The organism is Ruegeria sp. AG7 (genome assembly GCF_056541545.1).
Genome location: NZ_JBQFYP010000019.1, coordinates 1 through 26,813, shown reverse-complemented (window position 1 = coordinate 26,813; position 26,813 = coordinate 1). Strand labels below are relative to the sequence as shown.

At 60.5% G+C, this 26,813-nt stretch carries 21 protein-coding genes; 15 read left to right on the top strand and 6 right to left on the bottom strand.

Translation table 11 applies throughout. From position 1 onward, the window contains the following. Positions 1 to 77 precede the first annotated feature (77 nt). From ACR0BF_RS18050 to ACR0BF_RS18025, 6 genes are all read left to right on the top strand, one after another. Positions 78 to 2,171, top strand: coding sequence for a hydantoinase/oxoprolinase family protein (locus ACR0BF_RS18050; protein ID WP_480625459.1), 2,094 nt, complete (start codon positions 78 to 80; stop codon positions 2,169 to 2,171). Further along, entirely contained in the window at positions 2,171 to 3,823 is a 1,653-nt protein-coding gene (locus tag ACR0BF_RS18045; protein WP_480625458.1) for a hydantoinase B/oxoprolinase family protein, read from the top strand. Before ACR0BF_RS18050 ends, ACR0BF_RS18045 begins: the two co-directional genes overlap by 1 nt. After that, a complete protein-coding gene (locus ACR0BF_RS18040) occupies positions 3,820 to 4,887 on the top strand; it encodes a pyridoxal phosphate-dependent aminotransferase (protein WP_480625457.1) in 1,068 nt (355 codons plus the stop codon). Before ACR0BF_RS18045 ends, ACR0BF_RS18040 begins: the two co-directional genes overlap by 4 nt. Then, the gene (locus ACR0BF_RS18035; protein WP_480625456.1) at positions 4,884 to 5,624 is read left to right on the top strand and encodes a maleate cis-trans isomerase family protein; all 741 of its coding nucleotides are present in this window, start codon (positions 4,884 to 4,886) and stop codon (positions 5,622 to 5,624) included. Before ACR0BF_RS18040 ends, ACR0BF_RS18035 begins: the two co-directional genes overlap by 4 nt. Before the next feature lie 310 nt (positions 5,625 to 5,934). Then, positions 5,935 to 7,185: an aminotransferase class V-fold PLP-dependent enzyme gene (locus ACR0BF_RS18030; protein ID WP_480477523.1), complete on the top strand. Its 1,251-nt coding sequence runs from the start codon at positions 5,935 to 5,937 to the stop codon at positions 7,183 to 7,185. 28 nt (positions 7,186 to 7,213) lie between these two features. Further along, on the top strand, positions 7,214 to 9,631 hold the full coding sequence (locus tag ACR0BF_RS18025) for a GcvT family protein (protein ID WP_480625455.1): 2,418 nt from the start codon (positions 7,214 to 7,216) through the stop codon (positions 9,629 to 9,631). A gap of 117 nt (positions 9,632 to 9,748) precedes the next feature. Here ACR0BF_RS18025 and ACR0BF_RS18020 read toward each other — a convergent pair whose 3' ends face one another. Together ACR0BF_RS18020 and ACR0BF_RS18015 are read right to left on the bottom strand one after the other, a co-directional pair. Beyond that, positions 9,749 to 10,330, bottom strand: coding sequence for a UbiX family flavin prenyltransferase (locus ACR0BF_RS18020; protein WP_480625454.1), 582 nt, complete (start codon positions 10,328 to 10,330; stop codon positions 9,749 to 9,751). Beyond that, entirely contained in the window at positions 10,327 to 11,835 is a 1,509-nt protein-coding gene (locus tag ACR0BF_RS18015; protein WP_480625468.1) for a UbiD family decarboxylase, read from the bottom strand. The genes ACR0BF_RS18020 and ACR0BF_RS18015 overlap by 4 nt, the downstream gene beginning before the upstream one ends. Before the next feature lie 136 nt (positions 11,836 to 11,971). On the opposite strand from ACR0BF_RS18015, the gene ubiT reads away from it, so the two are divergent. From ubiT to ubiV, 3 genes are read left to right on the top strand one after another with little or no spacing between them, the layout of a single operon-like run. Further along, the gene (gene ubiT / locus ACR0BF_RS18010) at positions 11,972 to 12,514 is read left to right on the top strand and encodes a ubiquinone anaerobic biosynthesis accessory factor UbiT (protein ID WP_480625453.1); all 543 of its coding nucleotides are present in this window, start codon (positions 11,972 to 11,974) and stop codon (positions 12,512 to 12,514) included. Continuing rightward, entirely contained in the window at positions 12,514 to 13,491 is a 978-nt protein-coding gene (gene ubiU, locus ACR0BF_RS18005; RefSeq protein WP_480496099.1) for a ubiquinone anaerobic biosynthesis protein UbiU, read from the top strand. The genes ubiT and ubiU overlap by 1 nt, the downstream gene beginning before the upstream one ends. Before the next feature lie 4 nt (positions 13,492 to 13,495). Further along, a complete protein-coding gene (gene ubiV / locus ACR0BF_RS18000; protein WP_480547520.1) occupies positions 13,496 to 14,416 on the top strand; it encodes a ubiquinone anaerobic biosynthesis protein UbiV in 921 nt (306 codons plus the stop codon). Positions 14,417 to 14,504: 88 nt separating this feature from the next. On the opposite strand, the gene ACR0BF_RS17995 is transcribed toward ubiV, so the two are convergent. The 4 genes from ACR0BF_RS17995 to ACR0BF_RS17980 form a co-directional block, all read right to left on the bottom strand. Further along, positions 14,505 to 15,647: an amidohydrolase gene (locus ACR0BF_RS17995; protein ID WP_480607328.1), complete on the bottom strand. Its 1,143-nt coding sequence runs from the start codon at positions 15,645 to 15,647 to the stop codon at positions 14,505 to 14,507. Between the two features lie 180 nt (positions 15,648 to 15,827). Then, positions 15,828 to 17,846, bottom strand: coding sequence for a CocE/NonD family hydrolase (locus ACR0BF_RS17990; RefSeq protein WP_480625452.1), 2,019 nt, complete (start codon positions 17,844 to 17,846; stop codon positions 15,828 to 15,830). Between the two features lie 73 nt (positions 17,847 to 17,919). Beyond that, positions 17,920 to 19,959 (bottom strand): oxidoreductase, encoded by a 2,040-nt coding sequence (locus ACR0BF_RS17985; protein ID WP_480625451.1) that lies wholly within the window; start codon positions 19,957 to 19,959, stop codon positions 17,920 to 17,922. A gap of 279 nt (positions 19,960 to 20,238) precedes the next feature. Continuing rightward, positions 20,239 to 21,165, bottom strand: coding sequence for a LysR family transcriptional regulator (locus tag ACR0BF_RS17980; protein ID WP_480496059.1), 927 nt, complete (start codon positions 21,163 to 21,165; stop codon positions 20,239 to 20,241). Positions 21,166 to 21,322: 157 nt separating this feature from the next. Between ACR0BF_RS17980 and ACR0BF_RS17975 the strand changes: the two genes are divergently transcribed. The 6 genes from ACR0BF_RS17975 to ACR0BF_RS17950 all read left to right on the top strand — a co-directional run bounded on the left by ACR0BF_RS17975 (position 21,323) and on the right by ACR0BF_RS17950 (position 26,667). Beyond that, positions 21,323 to 22,339, top strand: a complete 1,017-nt coding sequence (locus tag ACR0BF_RS17975; RefSeq protein WP_480496057.1) for a TRAP transporter substrate-binding protein — start codon at positions 21,323 to 21,325, stop codon at positions 22,337 to 22,339. A gap of 67 nt (positions 22,340 to 22,406) precedes the next feature. After that, entirely contained in the window at positions 22,407 to 22,943 is a 537-nt protein-coding gene (locus ACR0BF_RS17970; RefSeq protein ID WP_480496055.1) for a TRAP transporter small permease, read from the top strand. Between the two features lie 17 nt (positions 22,944 to 22,960). Continuing rightward, positions 22,961 to 24,301, top strand: coding sequence for a TRAP transporter large permease (locus ACR0BF_RS17965; RefSeq protein WP_480496053.1), 1,341 nt, complete (start codon positions 22,961 to 22,963; stop codon positions 24,299 to 24,301). A 17-nt stretch (positions 24,302 to 24,318) separates the two neighbouring features. Then, the gene (locus tag ACR0BF_RS17960) at positions 24,319 to 24,813 is read left to right on the top strand and encodes a universal stress protein (RefSeq protein ID WP_480496051.1); all 495 of its coding nucleotides are present in this window, start codon (positions 24,319 to 24,321) and stop codon (positions 24,811 to 24,813) included. A 26-nt stretch (positions 24,814 to 24,839) separates the two neighbouring features. After that, positions 24,840 to 25,226 carry a nuclear transport factor 2 family protein gene (locus ACR0BF_RS17955; protein WP_480625450.1) on the top strand — a complete coding sequence of 129 codons (387 nt, stop codon included), beginning with the start codon at positions 24,840 to 24,842 and terminating at the stop codon, positions 25,224 to 25,226. A gap of 37 nt (positions 25,227 to 25,263) precedes the next feature. Continuing rightward, entirely contained in the window at positions 25,264 to 26,667 is a 1,404-nt protein-coding gene (locus ACR0BF_RS17950; RefSeq protein ID WP_480521058.1) for an NAD(P)/FAD-dependent oxidoreductase, read from the top strand. Positions 26,668 to 26,813 lie beyond the last annotated feature (146 nt).

Here is a 26,813-nt window from a genome sequence, read left to right as displayed (position 1 = left end):
ATCTGGTCGCGACGCGCCGGTAACCGCCCTTCGGGGCCGTTCTGCCTGCCTGCTTTCAGACGACAACGGAATACCTCATGACAACCGCTCTGCGCCTCGCCATCGATATTGGCGGCACTTTTACCGACACGGCCCTCGTCTCGGGTGATGAGACGATACTTGCCTCCACCAAAACCCTGACCACCCACCAGAACCCGGCAGAAGGCGCACTGGAAGGCGCGCGGCGCGTCATGGCGCAGACTGGCCGGTCGCTGAAGGATGTCACCGGATTCATTCACGGCACAACTCTGGCAACCAACGCGCTGATCGAACGGCGCGGGGCGGTCGTGACCACGGTCTGCACCGAAGGGTTCCGCGATGTTCTCGATATCGGGTACGAGCGTCGGTATTCCCAATACGACATCAACCTTGAAAAGCCGGACATGCTGGTGCCGCGCGAACGCTCGTTGACCATACGCGAACGCATGTCGGCAGAAGGCGAGGTGCTGATTGAACTGGATGAAGCGCAAGTAGACCGGTTGCTGGCGGAGATTGACGCCAGCGGGGCCGAGGCGGTGGCCATCTGCCTGATGCACTCCTACGCCAACCCGACCCACGAACGGCGTTTGCGCGATCTTCTCGCGCGACACCGCCCCGGTTTGACCGTCTCGATCTCGTCCGATGTCAGCCCCGAAGCGCGTGAGTTTGACCGGCTCTGCACCACTGTGGCCAACGCCTATATTCAACCGCTGATGGATAGCTATCTGACCCGGTTCGCGGATCAGTTCACGGCCGAGGGCGTAACCTGTCCGATCCTGATGATGACGGCAGGCGGTGGTATGTGCACGATCGACACCGCCACGCGTTTCCCCATTCGTCTGGTGGAATCCGGCCCTGCCGGTGGGGCTATTCTGTCCGCCCGCATCGCCGCGCGTGCCGGGTTGGATCAGGTCCTGTCCTTTGACGTCGGTGGCACCACGGCCAAGCTCTGCCTGATCGACAAGGCGCGCCCTCAGACATCCCGCTCTTTCGAAATCGCCCGCGCGGCACGGTTCATCAAGGGGTCGGGAATGCCGGTGCGCATTCCGGTGATCGAGATGATTGAAATCGGTGCTGGCGGCGGTTCGATCGCGGGTGTTGACCGTCTCGGGCGTCTGACGGTCGGGCCGAAATCGGCAGGCTCGGAACCCGGACCGGTCGCCTTCATGCGCGGCGGCATCGATCCGACCGTGACCGACAGTGACATCACTCTGGGCTATATCGTGCCCGACACCTTTGCCGAGGGGCATATCCAGCTGGACCCTGCTGGCGCCAAGGCCGCCCTGAGACGTGTGATCGGGGAAAAACTGGGGCTGGATGCGACAGGTGCGGCAGATGGGGTCAGCCGCATCGTTGTCGAAAGCATGGCCAGCGCCGGGCGGATGCACGCGGTCGAAAGCGGCAAGGACCTTGGCCCGCGTACCATGATTGCCTTTGGTGGCAACGGGCCGCTGCATGCCACCCGCGTCGCCCGGTCCGCCGGTGTTTCGCATATCGTGATCCCGCCCAATCCCGGCGTCGGTTCGGCGGTTGGGTTCCTGTTTGCCCCGGTGTCCTTCGAAATCGTCCGCTCGCGCTATTCCCTGCTCGACAGCATGGACATGGACGGGGTGAACGCCCTGTTCGATACGATGATTGCCGAAGCAAAAGAGGTCGTCGCCCAAGGGGCAGGGGATGCACCCACCGAAACCCTGCGCACCGCCTTCATGCGCTATAGCGGGCAAGGGCATGAGATCGAGATTACCTTGCCGGACCGCGCCCTGACGCGCCAGGATATCGCCCCGCTGACAGCCGCATTCGAAGAGGAATACCGCAAACAATTCTCACGCCCTGTTCCGGGGATGAAGATCGAGATCCTCAATTGGGCCGTTCGCGTTGCCACCCCGGACAAAGCGGTGCCCACGGTGTCAGAAACGCCGGGCAAAACCGCATTTCAGGTCACGCAAACACGCCCCATCACCTGTGATCTGGATGGCACGGTAAAACAGGCCGCCTTTCTCGCCCGCGCCGATATGCGCCCCGGTGACCATGTGGCAGGCCCCGCGCTGATCCATGAACCGCAAACAACCACACTCGTTTCCGCCGATTTCTCGGCCCAGATGGATGCAATCGGCAACCTTGTCCTGATACAGGACCAGAAAGGAGGCGCATGATGACCGCTGATCTGTCCCCCGCCCGCCTGCAAGTGATGTGGAACCGCTTGCTGGCTGTGGTCGAAGAACAGGGCCAGACCCTGATCCGCGCGGCTTTCTCGCCCATCGTGCGCGAATGCGGCGACATTTCCGCGGGGATATTCGACGTGAATGGCCGGATGCTGGCGCAGGCCGTGACCGGAACACCGGGCCATATCAACACCATGGCCGAGGCCGTGCTGCACCTGCGCGCCCGTTTCGCGGTACAGGACATGCGCCCCGGCGACATCTACATGACGAACGACCCATGGCTGGCCTCGGGGCATCTGAACGACTTCCTGCTGATGATGCCCGCGTTCAAGGACGGCAGGGTGGTGGGCTTTACCTCCTGCACCTCGCATCTGGTGGATTTGGGTGGTCTTGGCATGGGGCCTGAAGGCTCGGACATCTATGACGAAGGCCTGCTGATCCCGCCTTGCAAACTGGTCGAGGCCGGAACGCCCAATGCGCTGCTGATGGAAATCATCCGCGCCAACTCGCGCGAGCCTGTGGCGAATGAGGGCGACATCTACGCCCTGATCGCCTGTTGCGAGGCCGGGGTGAACCGCCTTGTTGCGATGATGGAGGAGTTCGGGATCGATGATCTGGACAGGCTTGGCACCTATATCATCGACACCTCGCGTAAAGGTGCGTTGCAGGCCATCGCCGAGGTGCCCGAGGGCGTTTACAAGAACGTGCTGCGCATGGACGGTTATGAGGCAGAGCTGGAGCTGCACGCAACGCTCACTGTGACCAAAGACGGGATGCATGTCGATTTCACGGGCACGTCAGGGTGTTCGAAGAAGGGCATCAACGTGCCTTTGAACTATGCGACCGCCTATACGGTCTTTGCCCTGCGTTGCATCGTCGGGCCGGATATCCCGAACAACGCGGGTTCGCTGGAACCTTTCACGGTGGACGGCCCCAAAGGTTGCATTCTGAACGCCCAGCATCCGGTGCCTGTGGCCATGCGGCATACGCTGGGGCAGGTTACACCGGATCTGGTTTTGGGCTGCCTGCATCAGGCGCTGCCCGATCAGGTGCCCGCCGAAGGGGCCTCGTGCATGTTCGATCTGCCAATGCGCCACGCGCCCGAAGTGGCGGCGAATGGCGGGCGTGAATTTGCCATTGAACCCGTTCACAACGGCGGCACCGGGGCGCGACCCCTTGCGGATGGCCTGTCTGCGACAGCCTACCCTTCGGGGGTGTTCGGCTCGCAGGTCGAAATAACCGAAAGTGTCGCACCGGTGATCATGTGGCGACGCGAATTGTTGCCCGACTCGGGCGGCGCAGGCCAGTTCAGGGGCGGATTGGGTCAGCGGATCGAGATGACGTCCGCCAACGATGCCCCCTTCATCGTCTTTCTGTCGGTCGAACGTCTGAAATTCCCCGCTCTGGGCCGCATGGGCGGCCTGCCCGGCGCGCCGGGACGTATCCGGTTCCGCGATGGCAGTGGCGACATTCCGGGCAAGGGTGAGCTACGCGTGGAAAGCGGCGATTACCTGATCTTCGACACGCCCGGGGGCGGCGGCTTTGGCGATCCGGCCGCGCGCGACCCAAAGGCGCTGGCGCTGGACCTCAGGCGCGGTCTGGTCACGGAAGAAGGGGCCAAAGCCTATGGGAGTGCCTCATGATCCGCGCGGTTGATCACATTCGTGCCATGGCGGCCTATGCGCTGGCCGATCTGGGCGGGCCGGACACTGTATCTCTAGCCCAGAATGAAAGCGCTTTCCCGGCCAGCCCTGCCGCAATTGCGGCGGGGAAGGTGGCATTGCACCGGATGCCGCTTTACCCCGATCCCGACTGGTCGGACCTGCGCGCCGCCATCGCTCAGGTGCACGGGGTGCCAGCCGACAACATCCTGTGCGGTGCCGGATCGATGGAGTTGATCGGCTGCCTTATCCGCGCCTATTCAGGGCCGGGCGACCATGTATTGGGCACGGATTACGGCTATGCCTATGTGGCATCAGCGGCGGCGCAGGTGCGGGCGGACTATGTGAAGGCACGCGAGGTTGATCTGACCGTCTCGGTCGACGACATTCTGGCGGCTGTTACGCCAGATACCCGGATCGTCTTTGTCTGCAACCCCGGCAACCCGACCGGCACCCTGATCCCGAATGCCGAGATCATCCGCCTGCGCGACACATTGCCCGAGGACGTGCTGCTGGTGGTCGATCAGGCCTATGCAGAATTCGCTGATCGCGACCACGACCCGGCTGAAATCTTTGCCCTCGTCGCACGTGGGGATACTGTGGTCATACGCACCTTCTCAAAGGCTTACGGTCTGGCGGGCGCGCGCGTGGGTTGGGGTCTGTTCCCGTCTGAGGTCGCGATTGAGCTGCGAAAACTGCTCAACCCCAACAACGTATCGACCCCCTCTCAGGCCATGGCAACGGCAGCGGTGCAAGATCAGCCCCACATGCGCAACACGGTTGCCAGAACCGCCGCCATCCGGGATCGCTTTGCCGACGGGTGCCGGGCGCTGGGATTATCTGTTCCGCACAGCCACACCAATTTTGTCCTGATCCGATTTGCCGATGCCGCCACCGCGCAAAAAGCGGATGCCGCGTTGCGCAAAGCGGGTTTGCTCATGCGCGGAATGGGCGGCTATTGCCTCGCGGATTGCCTGCGCGCCACGATCTGTGACACGGCAGTGATGGAGCGCTGCCTGACTGTTCTGAAAGAGGTGACGTCATGACCTTTGAAACCCGGACACGGGCCAAAATCGGGGTGCTGGTGCCCTTTACCAACACCAATCTCGAAGCTGACATGATGCTGATGCGCTGCCCGGACACGACGGTGCATTTTCAGCGAATGGGTGGCTATGACGTGGATGAGATCCCCGGCTCGGATCAGATGGCGGGTCTGGGGGCCTCGGATATCAGCCATGACCTCAAGATGATCTCGGGCGTTCGGCCCGATGTGGTGCTCTATGGCTGTACCTCGGCCACGCTGACCCATGGCCCGTCCTTTGATCACCAGCTGGCGCAGGACATCAGGGCTGCGTCGGGGGCCGTGTGTATTACCGCCGCAGGGGCGCTGGTTGGTGCGATCAATGCGCTCGGCGTGTCCAGCGTCGGTTTTTCTTCACCCTATCTGGGCGAGATCAACACGCAGGCCATGGATTTTCTGACGCAAAACCAGATCACAACGGTGAAATGCGCCGATATCGGCCGCGAGCTGGGCAATTACGGGCAGGGAGAACTGACCCCGGACGAGGTTTTCGACCTTGCCATGCAGGCCGACCACCCAAAGGCCGAGGCCATCATACTCAGCTGCACCGACATGCGCGCGGTCGAGGCCATAGACCGGATCGAAGCGGCCCTTGATAAACCTGTTGTGACGTCCAATCAGGCCATGATGTTTGCCCTAATGCGGGCGCTTGACCTGCCAAGGCACAGAAATGTTCCGGGGCGGTTGTTTGATCTGCTATAGCCGCGGATCAGGCAAAAGCATGGAACCCACGTCGGATGGCTGCCTGCCTCAAAGGCAGGTTCGCCCCGACACATGGGGCGGGTATTCTGGCCTACTCAACACGCCGTGTCGCAGACGTGACTGTATTTACGTCGCAAAAGAACAAGATACCGCGCCCTCGACGCCATAGTCGGAATAAGGGCCGCTCGGGAATGAAGCACATGTTGAACCATCCGCACGGTTACGGGAGATTTGGCCAGCCCTGCGGGGAAACCATCTTAGGCTTGTCTGAAACATCATACGTTCACAAAACACAAAGGTGCCGCTTTTCATGAGTCAAATTTCGGAAAACCTGCTGAACCAGATCCGCAACCGTTTTGCCCAGATCGATCACTGCCCCGAACAGGGCGAGCGGATATTTTTCGAAAACGCCGGTGGGGCTTTGACACTGAAATCCGTGCTGGACAGCTCGGCGCGTCACGCCGCAATTCCCGACAATCAGGGGCGTGACAATCCGGGGTCTCATGCTCTGGTTTCCACGATCAACGCGGCCAAGGCCGATATGCGGGATTTCATGAATGCACCCGGTGGTCAGTTCTTTGTGGGTGAAAGCGGCACAGAACTTCTGTTCCGGCTGATCATGAACGCCTGTCTCGGAACCGGTCCGGGGATTGTGCTGGGGTCGACACTGGAACACCCCGCCACACGCTCAGCCTGTGATCGCTGGGCCCGTATTGCCGGGCAGACCCATGTGCTGGTGCCCCACGATGACAACACCGGCACCGTGACAGCCGGGGCCTATGCCGCAGCTGTTACACCCGACACCAAAGTGGCGACAATCCTGCACACCTCACCCGTGACGGGCATGGGCGTTGATGTGGCCGCAGTTTCACAAGCGATCCGCGCCGTGGCGCCAGATTGTTTCATAATTGTCGATGGCATCCAGCACGCCGCCCATGGCCGGATCGATCTCAGCGCGTATGACGTCGACGGCTACGTGATCTCGCCCTACAAGGTGTTTTCGCGCCATGGCTACGGCGTGGCGTGGATTTCCGACCGGCTGACGCGGCTTGAACACAATGCCCTGTTGGACGGCCCGGCAGATAACTGGGAAATGGGCACGCGCGACACCGGGGCTTATGCGACCATGTCCGACGTTGTGTCTTATTTCGAATGGCTTGGCAGTCAGGTCAGCGACGCCACCGACCGGCGTGCCAGATTTCTGGCAGCGGGTGACGCCATTCACGCGCAGGAAAAGGCACTGACCGACGCGATGATCCACGGCACCGGCAACCTGAGCGGTCTGGCCGAGATGGAGAAGGTCACCATTCTGGGCGGTGCCGACAACCCCGCACGCGAAGGGCTGGTGTCGCTGCGCGTACAGGGCGTGGCCTCGGCGGATGTCGTCAAACGGCTGAACGATGAAGGTATTCGCACCCATTTGCGCAAGGCCGACCACTATTCTGGCAACATATTGACGCCGCTGGGTTATGACGCCTGCGTCAGGGTCTCGATGTGCCACTACAACTCAATCGGCGAAGTCGCCAAATTTCTGGCTGTCATGAAAGAAATCGCCGCCTGAGTTGCGGCGGACCAAGGGACAAGCACTCATGAAAACCCATGCACAAGCTGTCGTGATCGGAGGGGGCCTTGCCGGCTGTTCGATCCTGTACCATCTGGCCAAGCTTGGCTGGACCGACGTTGTCCTGCTGGAACGGAACGAGTTGACCTCCGGTTCGACCTGGCACGCAGCGGCGAATATTCACGGGCTGCACGATAACAACAACATCACCCGCATCCAGCACTATACGATGAATCTGTATAAACAGCTGGAACAGGAAACCGGCCAAAGCTGCGGCGTTTTCCAGCCAGGCTCGCTCTATCTGGCCCAGACCGAAGAGCGTGAGCAACAGCTGCGCCTGCAAGAGGCCAAGGCCCGGTTCTATGGTCTGAACTTCTACGAAGTCAGCCGTGAAGAAGCCAAGGAACTGCATCCGCTGGCGCAGTTCGATGACATCCGCTGCATCATGTACGAACCCGATGGCGGCAATGTCGACCCGTCGGGCGTGCCGCACGCCTATGCCGCCGGGGCCCGCGCCATGGGGGCCACCATCGAACGGTTCTGCCCGGTGACAGGAACCGAACAACAGCCCGACGGCAGCTGGATCGTGCGCACGCCCAAAGGCGACATTCACACCCAGTGGGTTGTCAACGCCGCCGGTCTCTGGGGGCGTGAGGTGGCGGCGCTGGCGGGTCTGACCCTGCCGCTGCAACCGACCGAGCATCAGTATTTCGTGACCGAAAGCATCGACGAGGTCGCCAGCCTGGGGCGCCGTCTGCCCTCGATCGCTGACCGCGACGGCGAATACTACTTCCGGCAGGAAGGCAACGGCCTGCTGATCGGGGCTTATGAGAAAGACATGAAATTCTGGGCCGAAGACGGCACGCCGCTGGATTTTGCCCATGATCTGTTCCCCGACGATCTGGACCGGATCATGGAAAACGTCATCCGCGCCACCGAACGCGTGCCAGTCGCGGCCACAGCCGGGGTGAAACGCGTAATCAACGGGCCGATGATCTGGTCGCCCGACGCCAACATGCTCTGGGGGCCGGTGCCCGAGCTGAAGAACTATTTCCTCTGCGGTGGTTTGATCCCCGGTTTCTCGCAATCCGGTGGGTTGGGTCTGCTGGCGGCGCAATGGATGATCGAGGGCGAGCCGCAATATGACATGTTCGCCTGGGATCTGGCCCGCTTTGGCGACTGGGCCGACAAGAAATTCACCAAGGCCCGCGTTCAGGATGCCTACACCCACCGCTTCAAGATCCATTTCCCCAACGAGGAACGCAGCGCGGGCCGCCCAGCCCGTGCGCGCCCCGCCTATGAGATGCAGAAACAGATGGGGTGCGTCTTTGGCCTCAATTGCGGCTGGGAACATCCGCTCTGGTTCGCCGATGAACCCGAGGTGGAAGAGACCACCGGCTTTACCCGCCAGAACTGGTGGGTGCCCGTGGGCCGTGAGGTGCAGATGCTGCGCGAAACCGTGGGCGTGATCGATATTTCGAACTTCGCCAATTACGTGATCAAGGGCCCCGGTGCCCATGACTGGCTGGACCGTCTGGTGGCCAATCGGGTGCCCACCGAAGTGGGGCGCAGCTGCCTGACGCCGCTGATCTCGGTTCGCGGTGGCGTGGCGGGCGATTTCACCATCACCAAGCTGGCCAAGGATGAATACATGATGATCGGGTCCGGCATGGCCGAACGCTATCATCAGCGCTTCTTCAACATGGTCGATATGCCCAAAGGCACCACGCTTGAGGTCGCCACCGACCGCATCGCAGGGTTCAACATCGCAGGCCCCAGGTCACGCGAAGCGTTGGCACGCCTGACCAATGCCGATCTGTCGAACGAGGCGTTCCGCTTCATGCGGTCGCAGAAAATCACGGTCGCTGGCGTCGAATGCGTGGCCATCCGGGTCAGCTTTACCGGCGATCTGGGCTGGGAACTGCACTGCGCCGAGGGGGATCAGGTGGCGCTCTACACCGCCCTGCTTGAGGCCGCCAAAGACTGTGGTGGCGGTCCGGTGGGCGCGCGCGCGCTGGGGGCGCTGCGGATCGAAAAGGGCTATGGCTCGTGGGGGCGCGAGTATTCTCAGGAATACTGGCCGCAAGAGGTCGGGCTGGCGGGTCTGATCAAACTGGACAAGGATTTCCTGCACAAAGACGCCTATCTGTCCGTCAAGGACAACCCCGCGCGCGAGGTGCTGTCCGTCTTCGAGCTGGATGTGACCGAAGATGCCGACGCAACCGGGGGTGAGCCGATCTTTACCCCCGATGGCACGCCCCTGGGCCGTGTCACTTCAGGGGCATACGGCTATTCGGTCGGGAAATCGCTGGCGCTGGGGTTCCGCAACCCAAACACGGCACAGCCGGGCGATGAGGTGGTCATTCAGGTCATCGGCAAACCGCACAAGGCGCGCGTACTGGCCGAGGCACCGTTTGACCCGACAGGCGCCAGACTGCGGTGTTAACGCTCAAAACCCGTCTACAGGCAGGCAAGGCCACTAAGACGCTCCAAAAGATGTCTCGTCTCGGCACTTCAGGCGACTTCATCTTTTTCCAAATACTCCCGCCGGAGGCGCCCGAACTCACCCACCAGCGCATTGCGGGCGCCATTGCTGCGCCACCGGGTCACAAATGCGCAGGCAGTCCACTGCGCGCGCAGCGATCTGGGACACGATATCCATCAGGGTGTCGGGCTTCAGATAAAACGCAGGAACCGGGGGCAGGATGATGGCCCCCATTTCTGCCGCCGCCGTCATGTTGCGCAAATGGGCCAGGGTCAGCGGCGCTTCGCGTGTCAGTAAAACCAACGGCCTGCGTTCCTTGAGCTGAACACTGGCGGCGCGCGTCAGCAGGTTATCGTCCAGCCCATGCGCAATCGCGGCAAGCGTTCGCATGGAACAGGGCGCAACGATCATGCCGGATACCGGAACCGACCCGGACGCAATGCTGGCACCGATATCGGCGCTCGGGTGATGCCGCGTCACCAGTTGCCGCAGGTTTTGCAAAGCGTCCGGGCCGCATTCCTGCGCAAGTGTCCGCATCCCGGCTGCGCTGACCACAAGATCGGCCTCGATATCCGATGACGCCATGCACCGGGCCACGGCAAGGCTCAACGCCGCGCCTGACGCACCGGATACCCCCAAAACAACACGGGCGTTTGTCATGCTCTCAGCTCCGGCATCAATCGGTTTAAAAGGTCTTCTGCAAAGGCGTGATCTCCATCCGCGGTGTGCATCACAGTCCCCCATTCCCGCAGCGTTTCACTGCCCAGTTTCGTCGTCGCGTCGATGCCGATTTTTCCGGCCAGACCGGGTTCGGGTGATGCAAAATCCAGATAATCCATAGGTGTCCTGTCCAGCACCATCACGTCCCGGCCCGGGTCCATGCGAGTGGCAAGCGCCCAAGCAATATCCTCCCAGTTTCGGGGATCGATATCGGCATCGACCGCGATGATCATTTTCGTATAGCTGAATTGCGGCAGCATTCCCCACAGGGCCATCATCACGCGCCGGGCCTGCCCCGGATACCGTTTGTCGATGGCAACGATTGCCATTCGATAGGAACAGGCGGCGGGCGGCAGCCAAAGATCGTGGATTTCGGGGATCTGCGCGCGGATGGTCGGCAGGGCCAGGCGGTTGAACACCTCGCCAATGATTGACGGTTCGTCCGGTGGCCGCCCGGTATAGGTCGAAAGATACAGCGGCGCGTCCCGATGGGTGACAGCGCTGACCTGCATCACCGGAAAGGGTTCAGCCGGGTTGTAATAGCCGGTGTGATCCCCAAAAGGCCCCTCGGGGGCGGTCTCGCTTGGTGAAACCCAACCTTCCAGAACAATCTCGGCGTCAGCAGGGACCAACATGGGGATGGTTCTGGCCGGGATCAGATGTGGGCGCTTCTGGTTCAGGGCACCGGCAAATGTCAGCTCGGATACCGTTTCTGGCAAGGGCAAGGCCGCCGATAACAAAGTCGCGGGGTTTGCGCCCAGCACAATGGCGACGGGCATCTTTTCGGCGCACCTCGCCCAGCTCCTGTGATGCGCCGCGCCGCCGCGATGAGGCAGCCAGCGCATGATGACACGGTTCCGGTCCAGCACCTGAATGCGGTAAACCCCCGCGTTATAGCCTTGCGCCGCGTTGGCATCGCTGCCGTAGGGCCGGGTAAGAACCACGGGCCACGTGATCAGCGGCCCCGCATCGCCGGGCCAGTGGGTCTGGATTGGCAGCGCGGTCAGGTCCACATCCGCTCCGCTGTGGCAGAGGCTTTGCACCGGGGCGGTTCTGACCAGTTTCGGTCGGGTCGACAGGGCCGCCTTCAGCATCGGCCATCTGGCCAGCGCGTCCCGCACTCCGTCCGGCGGCGTCGGGGACCGCAGCGCGGCCAGAAAGGCCCCCAGATCGTCAAGCCCGGCGGGTGTGACACCCAGCCCGGCAGCAACCCGTTCCGCCGTTCCGAACAGGTTGACGACGACGGGGGTATCGAACCGATCAGTGGACACGTCTGTCGGGTGGTCAAATTGCAGAACCGGCCCGCCCGCCTCAAGCACGGCGCGGTGAACGGCGGTCATCTGATGGCGTACGGAAACCGGATCAGGGATGCGCCTGAACTGTCCGGTGTCCTCGCACCATTTCAGAAAATGCCGAAGGCTGGGATATTGCGGCAGGGTGCGAATGGGACTGCTCCGACGGTGGTTTCCACCCTCTAGCAACGAAAGCGAGGGGTCGAATTGACAACCGTCAAGTCACCCCAGCCGCGATCGCCCTAGGAAGGCATCCAAGGTCATAATGTTGAGACAGCAGGAGGTCTCATTGCCCGTTCCTCAGAACCCGATACCGCGCTGCCCGGCGGCTTTGGCGGCCATGCTTCGGATAGTGCCGCTTGGCCCCTTGTCGCTGTCGCTGACGGTCTTCACGCGCCGGGTCGCAAAGAAAAACCCGGAAATGTTTCAACGGCTTGGCGCATACGGAAGATCAGTTTTCGTTCTTGATCCGACGGATTTGCCTGTTGTCCTGCTGCTTGATCCGAATGGCGGTGCCCCAAAGGTGACACTGACCCGGCGCAGCGGGACAGGGGTTGCGCGTATTTCCGGCCCTCTGGCGGCCCTTCTTGGGCTGGTTCACGGTGCATTTGACGGCGATGCACTGTTCTTCTCACGTGATCTGGTGATCGAGGGCGATACGGCCGCGGCGCTGGCCCTGCGCAACGCAATAGACGACGCGGAACTGGACCTCGCGCACGAGGCCGCAGCCCTCTCCGGCCCGCTTGCGCGCCCGCTGAAGCAGCTGATCGCGTTGGTGGAACGTCGAACCGGCCTGTACCTGACTCGACCGGAAGATGCTGTACTATGGTGATGGAAATCGTCTGCCCGGCAGGAACGCCCGCCGCCTTGCGCGCAGCCGTCAAGGCCGGGGCGCATACAGTCTATTGCGGCTTCAATGACGAAACCAACGCGCGCAACTTTCCGGGCCTGAACTTCGACCGGGCCGAAATGCGCGCGGGTGTTGCCTTTGCCCATGACCACGGGGCCAAGGTACTGGTTGCGATCAACACGTTTCCCCGCGCCGGCAGCGAAGCAATCTGGCATCGCGCGGTGGCCGACGCGGAAACCTGCGGCGCGGATGCCGTGATCCTCGCCGATATCGGGCTGCTGGATTATGCCGCGCGCAACCATCCGGGGCTGCGCAGGCACCTGTCCGTGCAGGCCGCGGCGGCGAATGCCGATGTGATCAACTTCTATGCCGAAACCTTCGGCGTCAAACGTGTGGTCCTGCCGCGCGTGCTGTCGGTTCCCGAAATCGCCGCCATCAACGCCGAAACAGAAGTCGAGACCGAGGTTTTTGTGTTCGGCGGGCTCTGCGTGATGGCCGAAGGTCGCTGTTCGCTGTCCTCTTATGCCACCGGGCTGTCTCCGAACATGAATGGCGTCTGTTCGCCCGCCAGCCATGTTGAATACCAGAACGATCAGGGCGCGTTGAACACCCGTCTGGGCGGTTACCTGATCCACCGGGTCGAACGAAATCAGCCGGCACCCTATCCGACATTGTGCAAAGGGTGCTTTTCCGCAGGTGAAAAGACGGGCCACCTGTTCGAAGACCCCGTCAGCCTGAATGCGGAACGGCTGATCCCGCAATTGCAGAAGGCCGGCGTTACCGCGCTGAAAATCGAAGGGCGCCAGCGCTCGAAATCCTACGTTGCGCAGGTGGTTCGGAATTTCCGCGCCGCTGTCGACGCGCTTGAGGCCGGACGCCCCCTGCCCGAGGGGATGCTGGCCCGTTTGTCCGAAGGGCAGGCCATGACAACCGGCGCATACAAAAAGACCTGGAGATAGCGCGATGGAGCTGACCGTTGGCCCCAACCAGTTTTTCTGGCCCGCCGATAGCTGGACATCCTTTTATGAGGATTTGGCCCAAACCCCCGTCGACCGCATCGTGCTGGGCGAGCTGGTTTGTTCCAAGCGCCTGCCGTTTTATCAGGACCGGATTCCCGACGCGATTGCCCGGTTGGTTGAAGCAGGCAAACAGGTTGCGCTGACCAGTCTTGCACTGGTGACGCTCAAGCGTGAACGCAAGCTGACCGCCGATCTGGCGGATCTGGGGGTCACGGTCGAGATCAACGATCTGACTGCGCTAGCGCATCTGCCCGAAAACACCGATTTCGATGTCGGACCGCTGATCAATGTCTATAACGAAGGCACATTGGCATGGCTGGCGTCACGCGGGGCGCGTCGCATATGCCTGCCGCCGGAACTGCCAATCGCCTCGGTCAGGGTTCTGGCACAAGCCGCCGCCAGTTTGGGTGTCGCGGTCGAGGTTTGGGGCCACGGTCGCCTGCCGCTGGCCATCTCCGGCCGGTGTTACCACGCGCGCCTGCATGGGCGCAGCAAGGATAATTGCCAGTTTGCCTGCGAAAACGATCCCGACGGGTTGGATGTGCTGACCGGCGATGGACAGCCGTTCATGGCCATGAACGGTGTGCAGACCCTGTCAGACAGCTATGCCTGCACGGATCATCAGATCGAGTTGCTGCAAAGTGCTGGCGTCTCGGCCCTGCGCCTGTCGCCGCAATCTCAGGGGTTCCCAAGGCTCTGCGCGCTCTACCGACAGCGGCTGGATGGGCAACTTGACCGGGGCGATCTGGAACACGCGCTGCGTGCGGACGATCCCGGTATAAGGCTAAGCGACGGGTTCCTGACCGGCGCATCCGGCGCTGAATGGTCGGGTTCGGCATGCGCGCCCACCGAAGCAGCACGCTGATCATTCTGGAAAAGACCGGCATCCGATAGCGAATTTTCAGCACGACCTGAGCGGGCGATCCGGAAAATCCATGGATCGTCCTGCACAGTCAGGTGGTCACAGGCAGGCGTTGCCGCACCAGTTCGGCCCACAGGTTTGCTCCCAATGGCAGCAGCGCGTCGTTGAAATCATAGTCATTCGCGTGCAGGGGGCGGCCATTCGACCCCTCGGTTCCATTGCCGATCAGCAGAAAACACCCCGGAACCGCTGCCGCAAATTCCGCGAAATCCTCGGAAAACGACATGGCGGTCCGGTCGCCGTCAACCTCCAAACCCAGCGTTTTTGCGGCTGAAACCACATGGGTTGCGGCGTCGGCATCGTTGATCGCCTCGATAAATTCAGTCAGGAAATCCACCGTCACCGCGACACCGTGGCTTTCAGCCACGCCTGCCGTAATCTGCCGCATGTGGTGTTCAATCCGCGCGCGGTCGTCGGGGGACATCGCCCGTGCGTCCCCTTTCAACACCGTTCGACTTGGCAGGACGTTGCGCTGCCCATCGGTGATGAACTCGGTCACGGAAACGACCGCGCCAGACGACGGGGCAAGCTTACGCGAAACGATGGTTTGCAAGGCCAGAACAAGCTCTGCTGCGGGCGTAAGTGTCTCGCGCCCGACATGGGGCATCGAGGCATGGCCGCCCTGACCAGTGATTGTGATCTCGAATAGGCTTTCGCTGCAACAAACAACACCGGCGCGGGTTGAAACCCGCCCAACGGGTTCGCCCGGCAGATTGTGCGCGCCATAGACTTCGTCAATCGGAAAATCCCGCAGGACGCCTTCCTCAATCATCGCCCGCGCACCCAGCCCGTGCTCCTCATTGGGCTGGAACAGGAAGACAACGGTGCCGTCAAAGCCCTGTTCCCTGGCCAAAAGCTCGGCCGCGCCCAACAGCATCGTCGTATGGCCGTCATGGCCGCAGGCATGCATCACGCCCGGGTTCTGAGACTTGTAGGCAAAGCTGTTGGCCTCGGTAATGGGCAGGGCGTCGAAATCCGCGCGCAGACCTATGGACCGGTTGCCATGACCCGCTCGCAGAACACCAACAACGCCGACACCTTCATGCACTTCGATGCCAAGGCTTCTCAGGTGATCGGCGATCCGGGCCTTGGTCCAGTCCTCCTGAAAGCCAAGCTCGGGGTTGCGGTGAAACTCATGCCGCAGGGCGCTCAGGTTCTCAGAAAAACTCGTCATGGCAACTCTCCTTCGTCCTGCTTTCTTGCGCCCTTGCTACAGGGTTTTGCAATCCCGCTCAAAGATAGGTTCCGATTGATGCACGTTGCCCCCGGATGAGAGCCCTGAACAATTTCGATCCCGCGAGCAGCCCACCAACCCACGCACCACAAGACGGCAGGTCTGTAAACCATTCTGCGCCTACATCCCGTTGCGGGGGATGACAAAAGACTGTTCTTCCTCAAAGATCAGGTCGTCACCCGACCACGCCTTTAGGCGAGCGGTCAGGTGAAACTCGGTCGCAGTCGCCCTTTGTTCGGAACAGGTCCAGATCTTGGCGGACCACCCCTCGCGGTCGAAACCGGCGGTTTGCTCCATTGTGGCTACTGCCGACAACGGATCATCCGGCTGGATGGTATAGCGTCGATCCGACATATCGCTCAGCACCGTGCCGATATCGTCGAGGCGAATATCGCCCACCGGCCCAAAGACACCCCCGTCAAGGAAATACCTGTGTGTCACCTCGCCATTGGTCAGATCGGTGTGGACCGAACGCTCCATCGAACCGGAGCGAACGTTCGTCTTCCGCGGGGCGACGTCGGGACCCCGAGGTTCGGGCAAGGGGCGTGGGGCTGGCGCGTCATCATGCTGGCTGCGCACGGGCAGGATCAGCCGCGATGTGCCGGGTTGGATCGTCAGCGTAACCGGCTCGGGCGCTGGCCACAGGACCGGCCAATAGGCGGACGCGATTTGCAGAACGATGCGATGACCCGCCAACACCCGATAACCGGTTCCATAAAGCGGGACAGTCACGTGCATGTCTTCGCCGGGTGTGATCGGTGTCGGTTCAGTGTCGCTGATCCGGTGGGTCAGATTGCAGAACCCGCGTGCAATCAATGTCTGCGCGCCATCCGGGGCCTCATCCACCAGCAAGGCCGCAACAAAACCCTGCGCCCGATCGGCAGAAACTGTCAGGTCTACCGAGGGCTGGCCCAGAATATCGATCGGCTCTCCAAGTGGCTCTGCTTTGAATTGCAGCGCCCCTGCGGCTTCGATCCGGCAATCTGCCGCCATATCTCCGGGTATTGCAAAGGAACACATGTCGCCCGCTGCGGCCCCGAAATTCTGCGGCGAACAAACCGACATCTCCCCGCCCGACCCGGCGGAGGCGTCCAGCGTTCCGTCATTCAGCCACAAGGGCTGGTCCTTGACATGTGGCGATGGCCAGCTTGGCTCCTCGATCCACCGCCCGTCGCGGTGCACATGTGTACCGGACGGGGCGGCACTGTCCTGCAGGAAAAACCGCAAGGGCGGCTCGTCCATCAGGCCCGTGTCGATCCCCTTCAGCCAATGGTCCCAGAACCGGATCACCTCGCCGACGAAATCGACCCGGGGCCCCGGCACCCCTTCTTGCGGGTACAGATGCGCCCAGGGGCCCATCAGGATCTTGACCGGCCCGCTCAGGTGTTCCGCGATGCGGAACGGAGTGTCGCGATACAGGTCCATCCATCCGCCAAAGAAATACACCGGCACATCGACATCCGCGTAGTTTTCGCAGATCGAACCGCGCCGCCACATGTCATCATGGGTCTGATGTTCCAGCCACATGGCGGGCCAGAATTCGCCCCCCTCCAACCGTGCACGCCACATGTCGATCCAGCGATCTGCGCCCACGATCTCGGGGTCGGGCGGCATGGCATTGTACAGCTGCATGATCGAGCCCCACCAGAAATTGTCATTGGCCAGACTGCCGCCGTAAAAGTGAATATCCTCGCGCCAGCGGTCATCCGTTCCCATCACCGGCGCAATCGCCTTCAGCGCAGGCGGGCGGGTAGCGGCCACCTGAAAGGCGTTATACGCCCCCCAGCTTTTGCCAAACATTCCGACATTTCCGTCGCACCAGTCCTGATCGGCAATCCACTGGATGATGTCGTGCCCGTCCTGAATCTCCTGATGCGAATACTCATCCTCGGGGATCCCGTCGCTGTCGCCATAGCCGCGGATGTCCACCCGGATCGACGCATAGCCTGCAGCGGCGAAATGCGGATGCATGCTTTCATCCCGCATCCGGGTGCGATCCCGGCGGCGATAGGGGATGTATTCCAAAACACAGGGAACGGGCGTTGCTCGGGCCGAGCCGGGCAGCCAAAGCCGTGCCGCAAGTTTTGCGCCGTCCGGCATGGGAATCCAAACGGTTTCGATGACCTCTGTGTTGCTCATGTCCGGTCCTTTGACTGACTGTCAGGTGAAAAGCTGTTTGTGGCGTGCTTGGCCGGGGGGTGTTTCAATGGCCTCACCATCGAAGCCCCAAGCGCAGCGCATCATAAATGGCGGCATGCGTGTTGCGCGATGAAACGGCATCGCCGATCCGGTACAGATCAAACCCCGCCTCTGGGACAGATTGCGGAAACACGGGGCCGGACCTGCCGACCAGCGCTTCATAATCCACGGCGCCCAAGTTTCGCGACAGCGGTTTCAGATCGAAGTACAGATCATCCAGCGGCAAAACACCCTGATTGACAACCACCTGATCATACAGGCGCTTTTCTATCAGGTCCGAGTAATCCGTACCAATGGCTGCCTCCAGCTGATTGCCTGATCGCACCAATGATTTCAGCGTCCGGGCGACTGTGAACTCGGCACCGGTCTTTTGCAGGGCGCGCATGTAGGGCACCAGGTTCATCCCCATGATTTCGGGGGCAAAACTGCGGTCTCGGGTCATGATTTCTACCCGCCCCCCCGCTTGCGCGATAGCCTCAGCCGCCATCAGGGCCGGGTGATCCCCTGCATCGTCATAGATAAGGACATTGTCGCCGGGGCGCACATCACCGGTCAGGATATCCCAGGCAGTAACCGCCAGATCGTTACCCGCCTCCAGAACCGTCACCTCGGGCAATCCGCCGGTTGCGATCACCACCATGTCCGGCGCAAGCGCAGTTACAGCATCGGCGTCCGCAAAGGTGTTGAAACAAAATGTCACGTCGCGTGCGGCGCATTGGGCCATGCGCCAGTCGATGATCCCGATCATCTCGGCCCGGCGCGGGGACTGCGCGGTCAGCCGCACCTGACCGCCGGGTGCGGGGGCGGCCTCAATAACGGTGACGTCATGCCCGCGCTCGGCCGCGACCCGCGCCGCCTCAAGCCCGCCGGGGCCTGCGCCCACAATCACCGCGCGGCGGCGCGTTTCAGCGGCGGGGATCAGATGCGGCATCGACAATTCGCGCCCGGTGGCCGGGTTGTGGACACACAGCGCCTCACCCGCCTGATAAATGCGGTCAAGACAGTAAGTGGCACCGACACAGGGCCGGATGTCCTCTTCCCGTCCAGCCCGGATTTTGGCAACGATCATCGGATCTGCCATATGCGCGCGGGTCATGCCGACCATGTCCAGCAGGCCCGAGGCCACCGCATGCCGCGCCGTCGCCACATCGGGAATGCGCGCGGCGTGAAAGGTCGGCATCCCAACCTCGGCCCGAACCCGCCCGGCAAAATCCAGATGGGGTGCGCTTTTCATGCCCTGAACCGGGATCACGTCCGTCATGGCCGGGTCGGTATGAATACGCCCGCGAATGATGTTCAGGAAATCGACTTGACCGCTGTCGCGCAGCCTTCGGGCAATCTCCAGCCCTTCCGCTTCGGTTATGCCGCCCTTTTCCACCTCATCGGCGGTGTAACGGACCCCTATGATGAAATCGCTCCCGACGCGGTCGCGGATTGCGTCCAGAACCATGAAACCAAAGCGCATCCGGTTGTCCAGATTGCCCCCAAAGGGCGCCTCCATCCGATTGGTCATCGGCGACCAGAACTGATCGATCAGATGACCGTAGGCCTGCAATTCAATTCCATCCAGCCCGGCGGCCTGCATCCGTTCGGCGGCATCGGCGTAATCGGTCACGATCCGCGCGATGTCGAAATCTTCCATCTTCTTGGCAAAGGCCCGGTGCGCTGGTTCCCGGTCGTGCGACGGCGACAGGGACGGCAGCCAGTCACCCTTGTTCCAGCCCGTGCGCCGCCCCAAATGGGTCAGCTGGATCATCACCGCACAGCCATGGGCATGGCAGGCATCCGTCAGCTCCGCCATCCAGCGGACCACCTCGTCCTTGTATGCCAGGATATTGTTGAACGCAGGCGGGCTGTCGCGGCTGACAACGGCCGACCCCGCCGTCATGGTCATCGCAACCCCCGCTTTGGCCCGCACCTCGTGATAGGCACGATAGCGTTCCGTCGGCATCCCACCTTCGGGATAGGCGGGTTCATGACTGGTTGTCATGATCCGGTTTTTCAGCGTCAGGTGCTTTAGCTGATAAGGTTGCAGCAAGGCATCGCGGCTCATGATTGCGCCTCGTGATCAGTTTGATTGCGCAAGGCGGCAACAGGGTCGGATGACATGCAGCTCTCCGGTTATCTGGGGGCAAGAGGTGATGGTCTTCGCCGATTGAAATCAAACTGGAATTGCCAAGTCAAATTTGTTTTCAATCAGACGTTTTCGACCAATTTTCCCCGTGCCTTTCGCCCTAGTGGACACGACAAGCGCGGCCGTGCGCCCCCGGCTGGCGCATGTCTTCGGTTAATAAACGGGGTGCCCTCGCGCAAACAGGCGACGAGGCCGGGCTCAGGGCACTTCGGAATGGACGCTCAGCAGGGTTTCCAGAAACAGTTTGGCCGCGCGTGTCGGATCCGGCTGTTTCCGCGTCACCGCCGCAAAGCGCGTTCTGTATTTGATTTCCTGCGGCATCACCTGCCTCATAAGCCCCTTATCAACAAATTCCTGCGCCAGATGGTCCGGAAGAAAGCCCAGATAGCTGCCCGACAGAATAAGTATTGCAAGGGCTTGTTCGTTCTGCACTTTGGCGGCGCGCCGAAACCCCAGTTGCTGGCCGTAGATCAGGTTGGGCGAGTTCACGTTCAGACCCGCATAGTTGAACGCCTGAATGTCCCGCAAGCTCAGCGTGTCAGCGGACTGGCTGAACAACGGATTGGCCTGCCCGCAATACAGAAACATGTTTTCCCCATAAAGCGGCGCATAATGCAGGCTTGCCGAGGGGCGGTGCAGGGCGATGATCCCGACATCCAGCTGCCCGCTGATAACCATGGTCTCAATGACGTTAGGCGGTTCAATCGACAACTCGATCTGGATGGCAGGGGCGGCTTCGTTGAAGCTGTGAATGGCGCGCGCAAGGCGCGCTTCGGGGTTCGTGGTGCATTGATCGAACAGCGCCACGCGGATACTTCCTGCCAGTTGCTGCTTGATCTCGTTGACTTCGGTTCTGAACTGCGAAACCGAAATCAGCAGGTCTTCTGTCGCGGCCAGCACTTTCTCGCCGTCTTCAGTCAGGGAAAAACCCGCCGGGCCACGGTTGCACAGCTTCAGATCCAGCCGAAGCTCCAGATCCGATATGTGTTTCGAGATTGTTGATTTCCCGATGTTGAGCTCAATTTCTGCTGCCGAAAACCCTCCGCTTTCCGCAACGGTTTTGAAAACCCGAAGAAGGCGAATGTCCGTGTCCCCGATGCGGGTGGCCAGTGGGTTCTGTCTCATATTATAAGTTCGACATTTGTGAAACCTTTCGCGCAAATATTAACAACGACGAAACCATGTTGGCAAGATAGCCTCTTGTGGCCGAGGCAGAATCGGACTGGCCACCTTCTCCCCAGGCCATCGCGCACCTCGAAACACGACAAATGGGAGGACATCCATGTCATTTATCAAAAAGCTTGGCACCATCAGCGCCGCCGTTTCCGTTGCTGCACTGATGGTTGCAGGCACGGCTGACGCGAAGAACTTCAAGATCGCGGTGGGCGATAGCGCAGGAAGCGCACAGGAAGCTCTGGGCATCGCCTTCGTCAAGGCGCTGGAAGAGAAATCGGGCGGTGCCCACACCGCCACGCTGTTCCTGAACGGTCAGCTGGGGTCCGAACAGGACACCGTGAACGAGGCGGCGATCGGCACGCTGGATATGTCGCTGCTGGCGATCAATAACATCACGCCCTTCTCGCCTTCGGTCGGTGTTTTCACGCTGCCTTACGTGATCCTCAGCCTGGAAGATGCCGAAAAGCTGACTCAGGGCCCAATCGGTCAGGAACTGGTCGAAAACACCATCCGTGATGCCGGCGTGCGCATCATCGGCTGGACCTATACCGGTTTCCGCCGCCTGACCAACTCGAAAAAGCCGGTCAAATCGGTTGCCGACCTTCAGGATCTGGTCATCCGCGTTCCCAAGAACGAGATCATGATCGAAACCTACAAAGCGTGGGGCATCAACCCGACGCCAATGGCCTGGTCGGAAACCTTCACCGGACTGCAAACCAAGGTGGTCGACGGGCAGGACAACCCTTACCTGACCATCAACGCGATGAAGTTCTACGAGGTTCAGGACCACGTCACCAACCTGCGTTACATCTTCTCGATCGAACCGCTCATCGTTTCAGAAGCGGTCTTCCAGGACCTGTCCGCAGAAGATCAGGCAATTATCCTTGAAGCGGGACAGGAAGCCACCCTGGCATCCGCACAGTTCCTGCGGGATTCCGAAGCCGCCATCAAGGAAGAGCTGACCGCCAAAGGTATGGAGATCATCGATCCCGAAAACGACGAAGCCGAGTTCATCGAACTGGCGACAGGTGCCGTATGGCCCCAGTTCTACGACTCCATCGGTGGCGTCGAAAAACTGAACACCGTTCTGGAAGCCATTGGCCGCGAGCCGGTGCAGCAATAATCGCCGCAGAGCGATACCGGGAAGAGCGCCACGGCGCTCTTCTCATCTCAGGGAGGAGTGAAACCACATGTTCTGGAAATTTCTGGACAACATAGAAAGTGTCATCTGCCGGATACTCTTATCCGGCTTTGTCTGCCTTTTATTCGTGCAGATCATCGCGCGCGAAGTCTTCGGCTTTTCGGTCAGCTGGATCGAAGAACTCTCGGTCTACATGTTCGTATGGTTCGTCTATTTCGGCGCAAGTTACGCCGCCTTGAAAGGGGCGCATAACCGCGTGACATTCCAGTTCAAGTTCCTGCCTGAGGGGGCGATCAAGTACATCGAAGCCTTCGCCGATCTCTTCTGGCTCTTCTTCAATGTCTACTTCCTCTATCTGGCGACAGATTTTGTCTTCAACAAGATGAACAAGTTCTGGAAATCCCAGACTCTGGGTGTCGAGATGAAGTATATCTACATGGTGCTGCCCATCGCGTTTGCGCTGATGACCGTCCGCATCATTCAGGTGAATTACCTCCGCCTTGTCAAAGGCGAGGACATTCACGATCCCGATCAGATCGACCTCGACGAAATCAAAGCTGCGACCGAAGCAGCAAAGAAATCCTAAGGGCAGGGGGTTAAATCATGGAATCCGAAATCGTCACGGTCCTGTTTGGATCATTTCTGTTCTTGCTGCTCATTGGCGCGCCGATCACGGTGGCGCTGGGTGTCGCGTCGCTGATCTCGTTTCTCTATCTGGGCGATAACCCGATCAAATTCGTGCAGATCGCCTTTACATCCGTGGGCTCGTTCCCGCTGATGGCGCTGCCAGCCTTTATCCTCGCCGGGGCCTTGATGGAGGCTGCCGGTATCTCAAAACGCCTGATCAACGTTGCCGAAAGTCTGGCCGGTCCTTTCACCGGTGGTATTTCGGCCGCAACGGTCATGGCCTGTCTGTTCTTTGGTGCAATTTCGGGCTCGGGCCCGGCAACAACCGCGGCTGTTGGGATGCTGATGATCCCGGCAATGATCGACCGCGGCTATGAGCGCGGCTATGCCTCGGCGATCACTGCGTCCTCTGGCGGCCTCGGGATTATCATTCCTCCCTCCATCCCGATGGTGATCTTCGGCATTGCCGCGCTCGGTATGGCCCCGCCACCCGAAGCGGTCGAGAAATTCGGCACCTTCCAGTCGGTTTCGATTTCGAAACTGTTCATTGCCGGGTTTGTACCCGCCTTCCTGATCGCCACCAGCCTTCTGATCCTGAACTACTTCATGTCGAAAAAGCGCGGCTACAAAGGCGTCGCCGAAGGCTGGTCGATCCGCCATGTGGGCTGCGAAATGTATCGCGGGTTCTGGTCTTTGATGGCGCCGCTGGTGATCCTGGGCGGTATCTATACCGGCTTCTTCACCCCGACCGAGGCTGCAATCGTCGCGATCTTCTATACCCTGTTCGTGGGGGTAGTCATCTATCGCGAACTGACCTGGCAGTCGCTGTTCCAGTCGCTTGAAGCCACCACATGGCTGACCGGTCGCGTCCTGCTGATCCTGTTCACCGCTACGGTGTTCGGACGTCTTTTGGTGGAAAACCAGATCCCGGCGATCATCGCAGATTCGATGCTCAGCTTCACCGACAACCTCTATGTAATCTGGGCGCTGATCATCTTCTTCCTACTGTTCGTCGGCATGTTCATGGAAACACTGGCCACCATCCTGATCCTTGTTCCGGTAATGCTGCCGGTAGCGTATTCGGTTGGTATCGATCCGATCCACTTTGGCGTGGTGATGGTCTGTACGCTGGGCATCGGGTTCCAGACCCCGCCGCTGGGCGAGAACCTGTTCATCGCATCGGGTATCTCGAACATCTCGATCGAACAGATCTCGTTGCGCGCGCTGCCTTTTGCGGCGGCAAACACGGTGGCGATCTTCATTATCGCCTTCTTCCCTGAACTGTCGCTGTGGCTTCCACGGCTGTTTGGCTACTGATCTGAAAGGATGACGACATGAAACAGATGGTCTCCAACATCCTGTTTGCCACCGACCTGTCCGAAAACTCGGGTCACGCCATGCGCCATGCCGCAAGCATCGCGCAGGCCACCGGGGCGGAGATTCACGTGTTGCACGTGAATGAACCCTTGTCGGACGACGCCAAGATCACGATGGAAATCTTCATTATGAACGAAGAGACCCGCAAGACCGCCATTGAGCGTCGTCACGAGATGGTGCGCAAGGTTCTGGCCGAGCGGCAAGCCAAGTTCTGGGCGCAGTTCGACGGCGACGACGGGAAAATTCGCGATCAGGTCACCTCGGTCGAGGTGACTGACGGCCATCCGGCAGAAGTGATCCTGCGCCGCTCGGTCGAACTGGGTTGCGACCTGATCGTATTGGGAGCGCATGATCACGGCTTTTCGCACACCTTCCTGGGCACGGTCGCAAAACGCGTTTTGCGGCGCTCCAGGATCCCGACACTGATCGTTCCGAACCCGGACGAAATGTAACAACCCCACTGACAAGGAAGTACAAAATGAACAAAACCCTGACCACGCAGGACCTGGCGGACACGTTCGACGCGTTCAACCGCCACGACATCGACGGCGTGATGACCCACTTCGCCGACGACTGCGTGTTCTACACCGTGGCCGGTGACGAGAAATACGGCAACAAGGTTGAAGGTGCCGAAGCCATCGCCGCCGCGTTTTCGGGCGTCTGGGCAGGCATGAAAGACGCCCATTGGGACCATCACAGCCACTTTGTCCACGGTGATCGTGCTGTATCCGAGTGGACCTTCACGGGAACCGACGCAAACGGAATGCGGATCGAAGCCGAAGGTGCAGATCTGTTCACCGTTCGTGACGGTAAAATCATTGTAAAACAGGCGCTTCGCAAAGCGCGCCCAATGTTCAAAGCCTGATCCGCCGCCCTGCGCGCAGCCTCGGAGAAAAACAAGAATGGTGGATAACAGCATCCCGCGTCACTGGCCCAAGGCCAGCTATGACCCCAAATATGACCCGATCATTGATGCGGGTCCGGGTCACAATCGCGACCACGCGCCCACGTATTGGATTGGAACGGCCGGAACACCTCCGGCCGATGATGGACCTGTGTCCAGCGATATGGATGCGGATGTGGTGGTGATCGGATCGGGGTATACCGGTCTGTCGACCGCCATTCATCTTGCCAAGGAACACGGCATTCAAGCCGTTGTTTTAGAAGCAAATACCGTCTCATGGGGCTGCTCCACCCGCAATGGCGGGCAGGCCCAGATCTCATCCGGGCGGCTCAAGCGGTCGCAATGGATCGAACGGTGGGGAACGGACGTGGCCAAGCGCATGCATGCCGAGGTCACAGAAGCGTTTCAGCTGTTCAACGATCTGATTGCGTCGGATGATATCGATTGCGACCCGCAGCCAGGCGGCCACTACTACATCGCGCATCGCGACAAGGTCATGCCGTCCCTCAAGAAAGAGAGCAAGCTGCTCAACGATGTGTTCGGCTACGGCTCGCGCATCCTCTCTCGGGAAGAGCTGCATGAAAAGCACGTGCGCGATATGGAAGCCGCAGGTGCCATGTGGGAACCTGACGGGACCTGTATCCATGCGGGTAAACTGGCGTTCGGTTATGTCAACATGGCGCGTCGTTTGGGGGTGAAAATTCACACCGGCAGCCCGGTTATGGGATGGCAGACGAAGAACGGCGTGCATCACCTGCGCACACCGGGCGGCATCGTCCGCGCCAAAACGGTGGCCTTGGCAACCGCGGGCTATACCCCGCCGGGTCTGAACACGCGCACAAAGCACCGCTTGATGCCTATCCTGTCCAACTCGATGGTGACACGGCCGCTGACCCAGGCCGAGCTGGATGAGTGTGGCATTCAGACCAAATCGCCCCTGACGGACACGCGCACCCTGCGCCATTATTATCGTTTATTGCCTGACAACCGGATGCAGATCGGCAGCCGCAGCGCGGTAACAGGACGAGACGCCGAGAACGAAAAACACTTGGAGCTTCTGAAAAAGGGCCTCGCCCGAAAGTTTCCGGCGCTGACGGATATCAACCTCGATTACTCGTGGTGGGGCTGGGTCGATGTTAGCCACGATATGATGCCGCGTATCTTTCAACCGGACCCGGAACAGCGCGTGTTCTACGCGATGGGATATGGTGGCAACGGCGTGATGTACTCGGCTCAGGCCGGGCGTCGTATGGCACAGCTGATCGCGGGCAAGAAAGACAAGGCCTTTGCCCTGCCGATCTTCACGTCCCCGCTTCCGAGTCACGGCATCCTGACACCCTTCCGCCGTCTGGGTCAGCGCATGGCGTATGTCGGCTATTACCTAAGAGACGAAATACTGTAATTTACCAACGCTTTAGCGTTCTGAAGATAAGGAAACACCCCTATGAAGATGACGACGGAAGAGGCCTTTGTTAAGGTTTTGCAGATGCATGGTATTGAGCATGCGTTTGGGATCATTGGCTCGGCGATGATGCCGATTTCGGACCT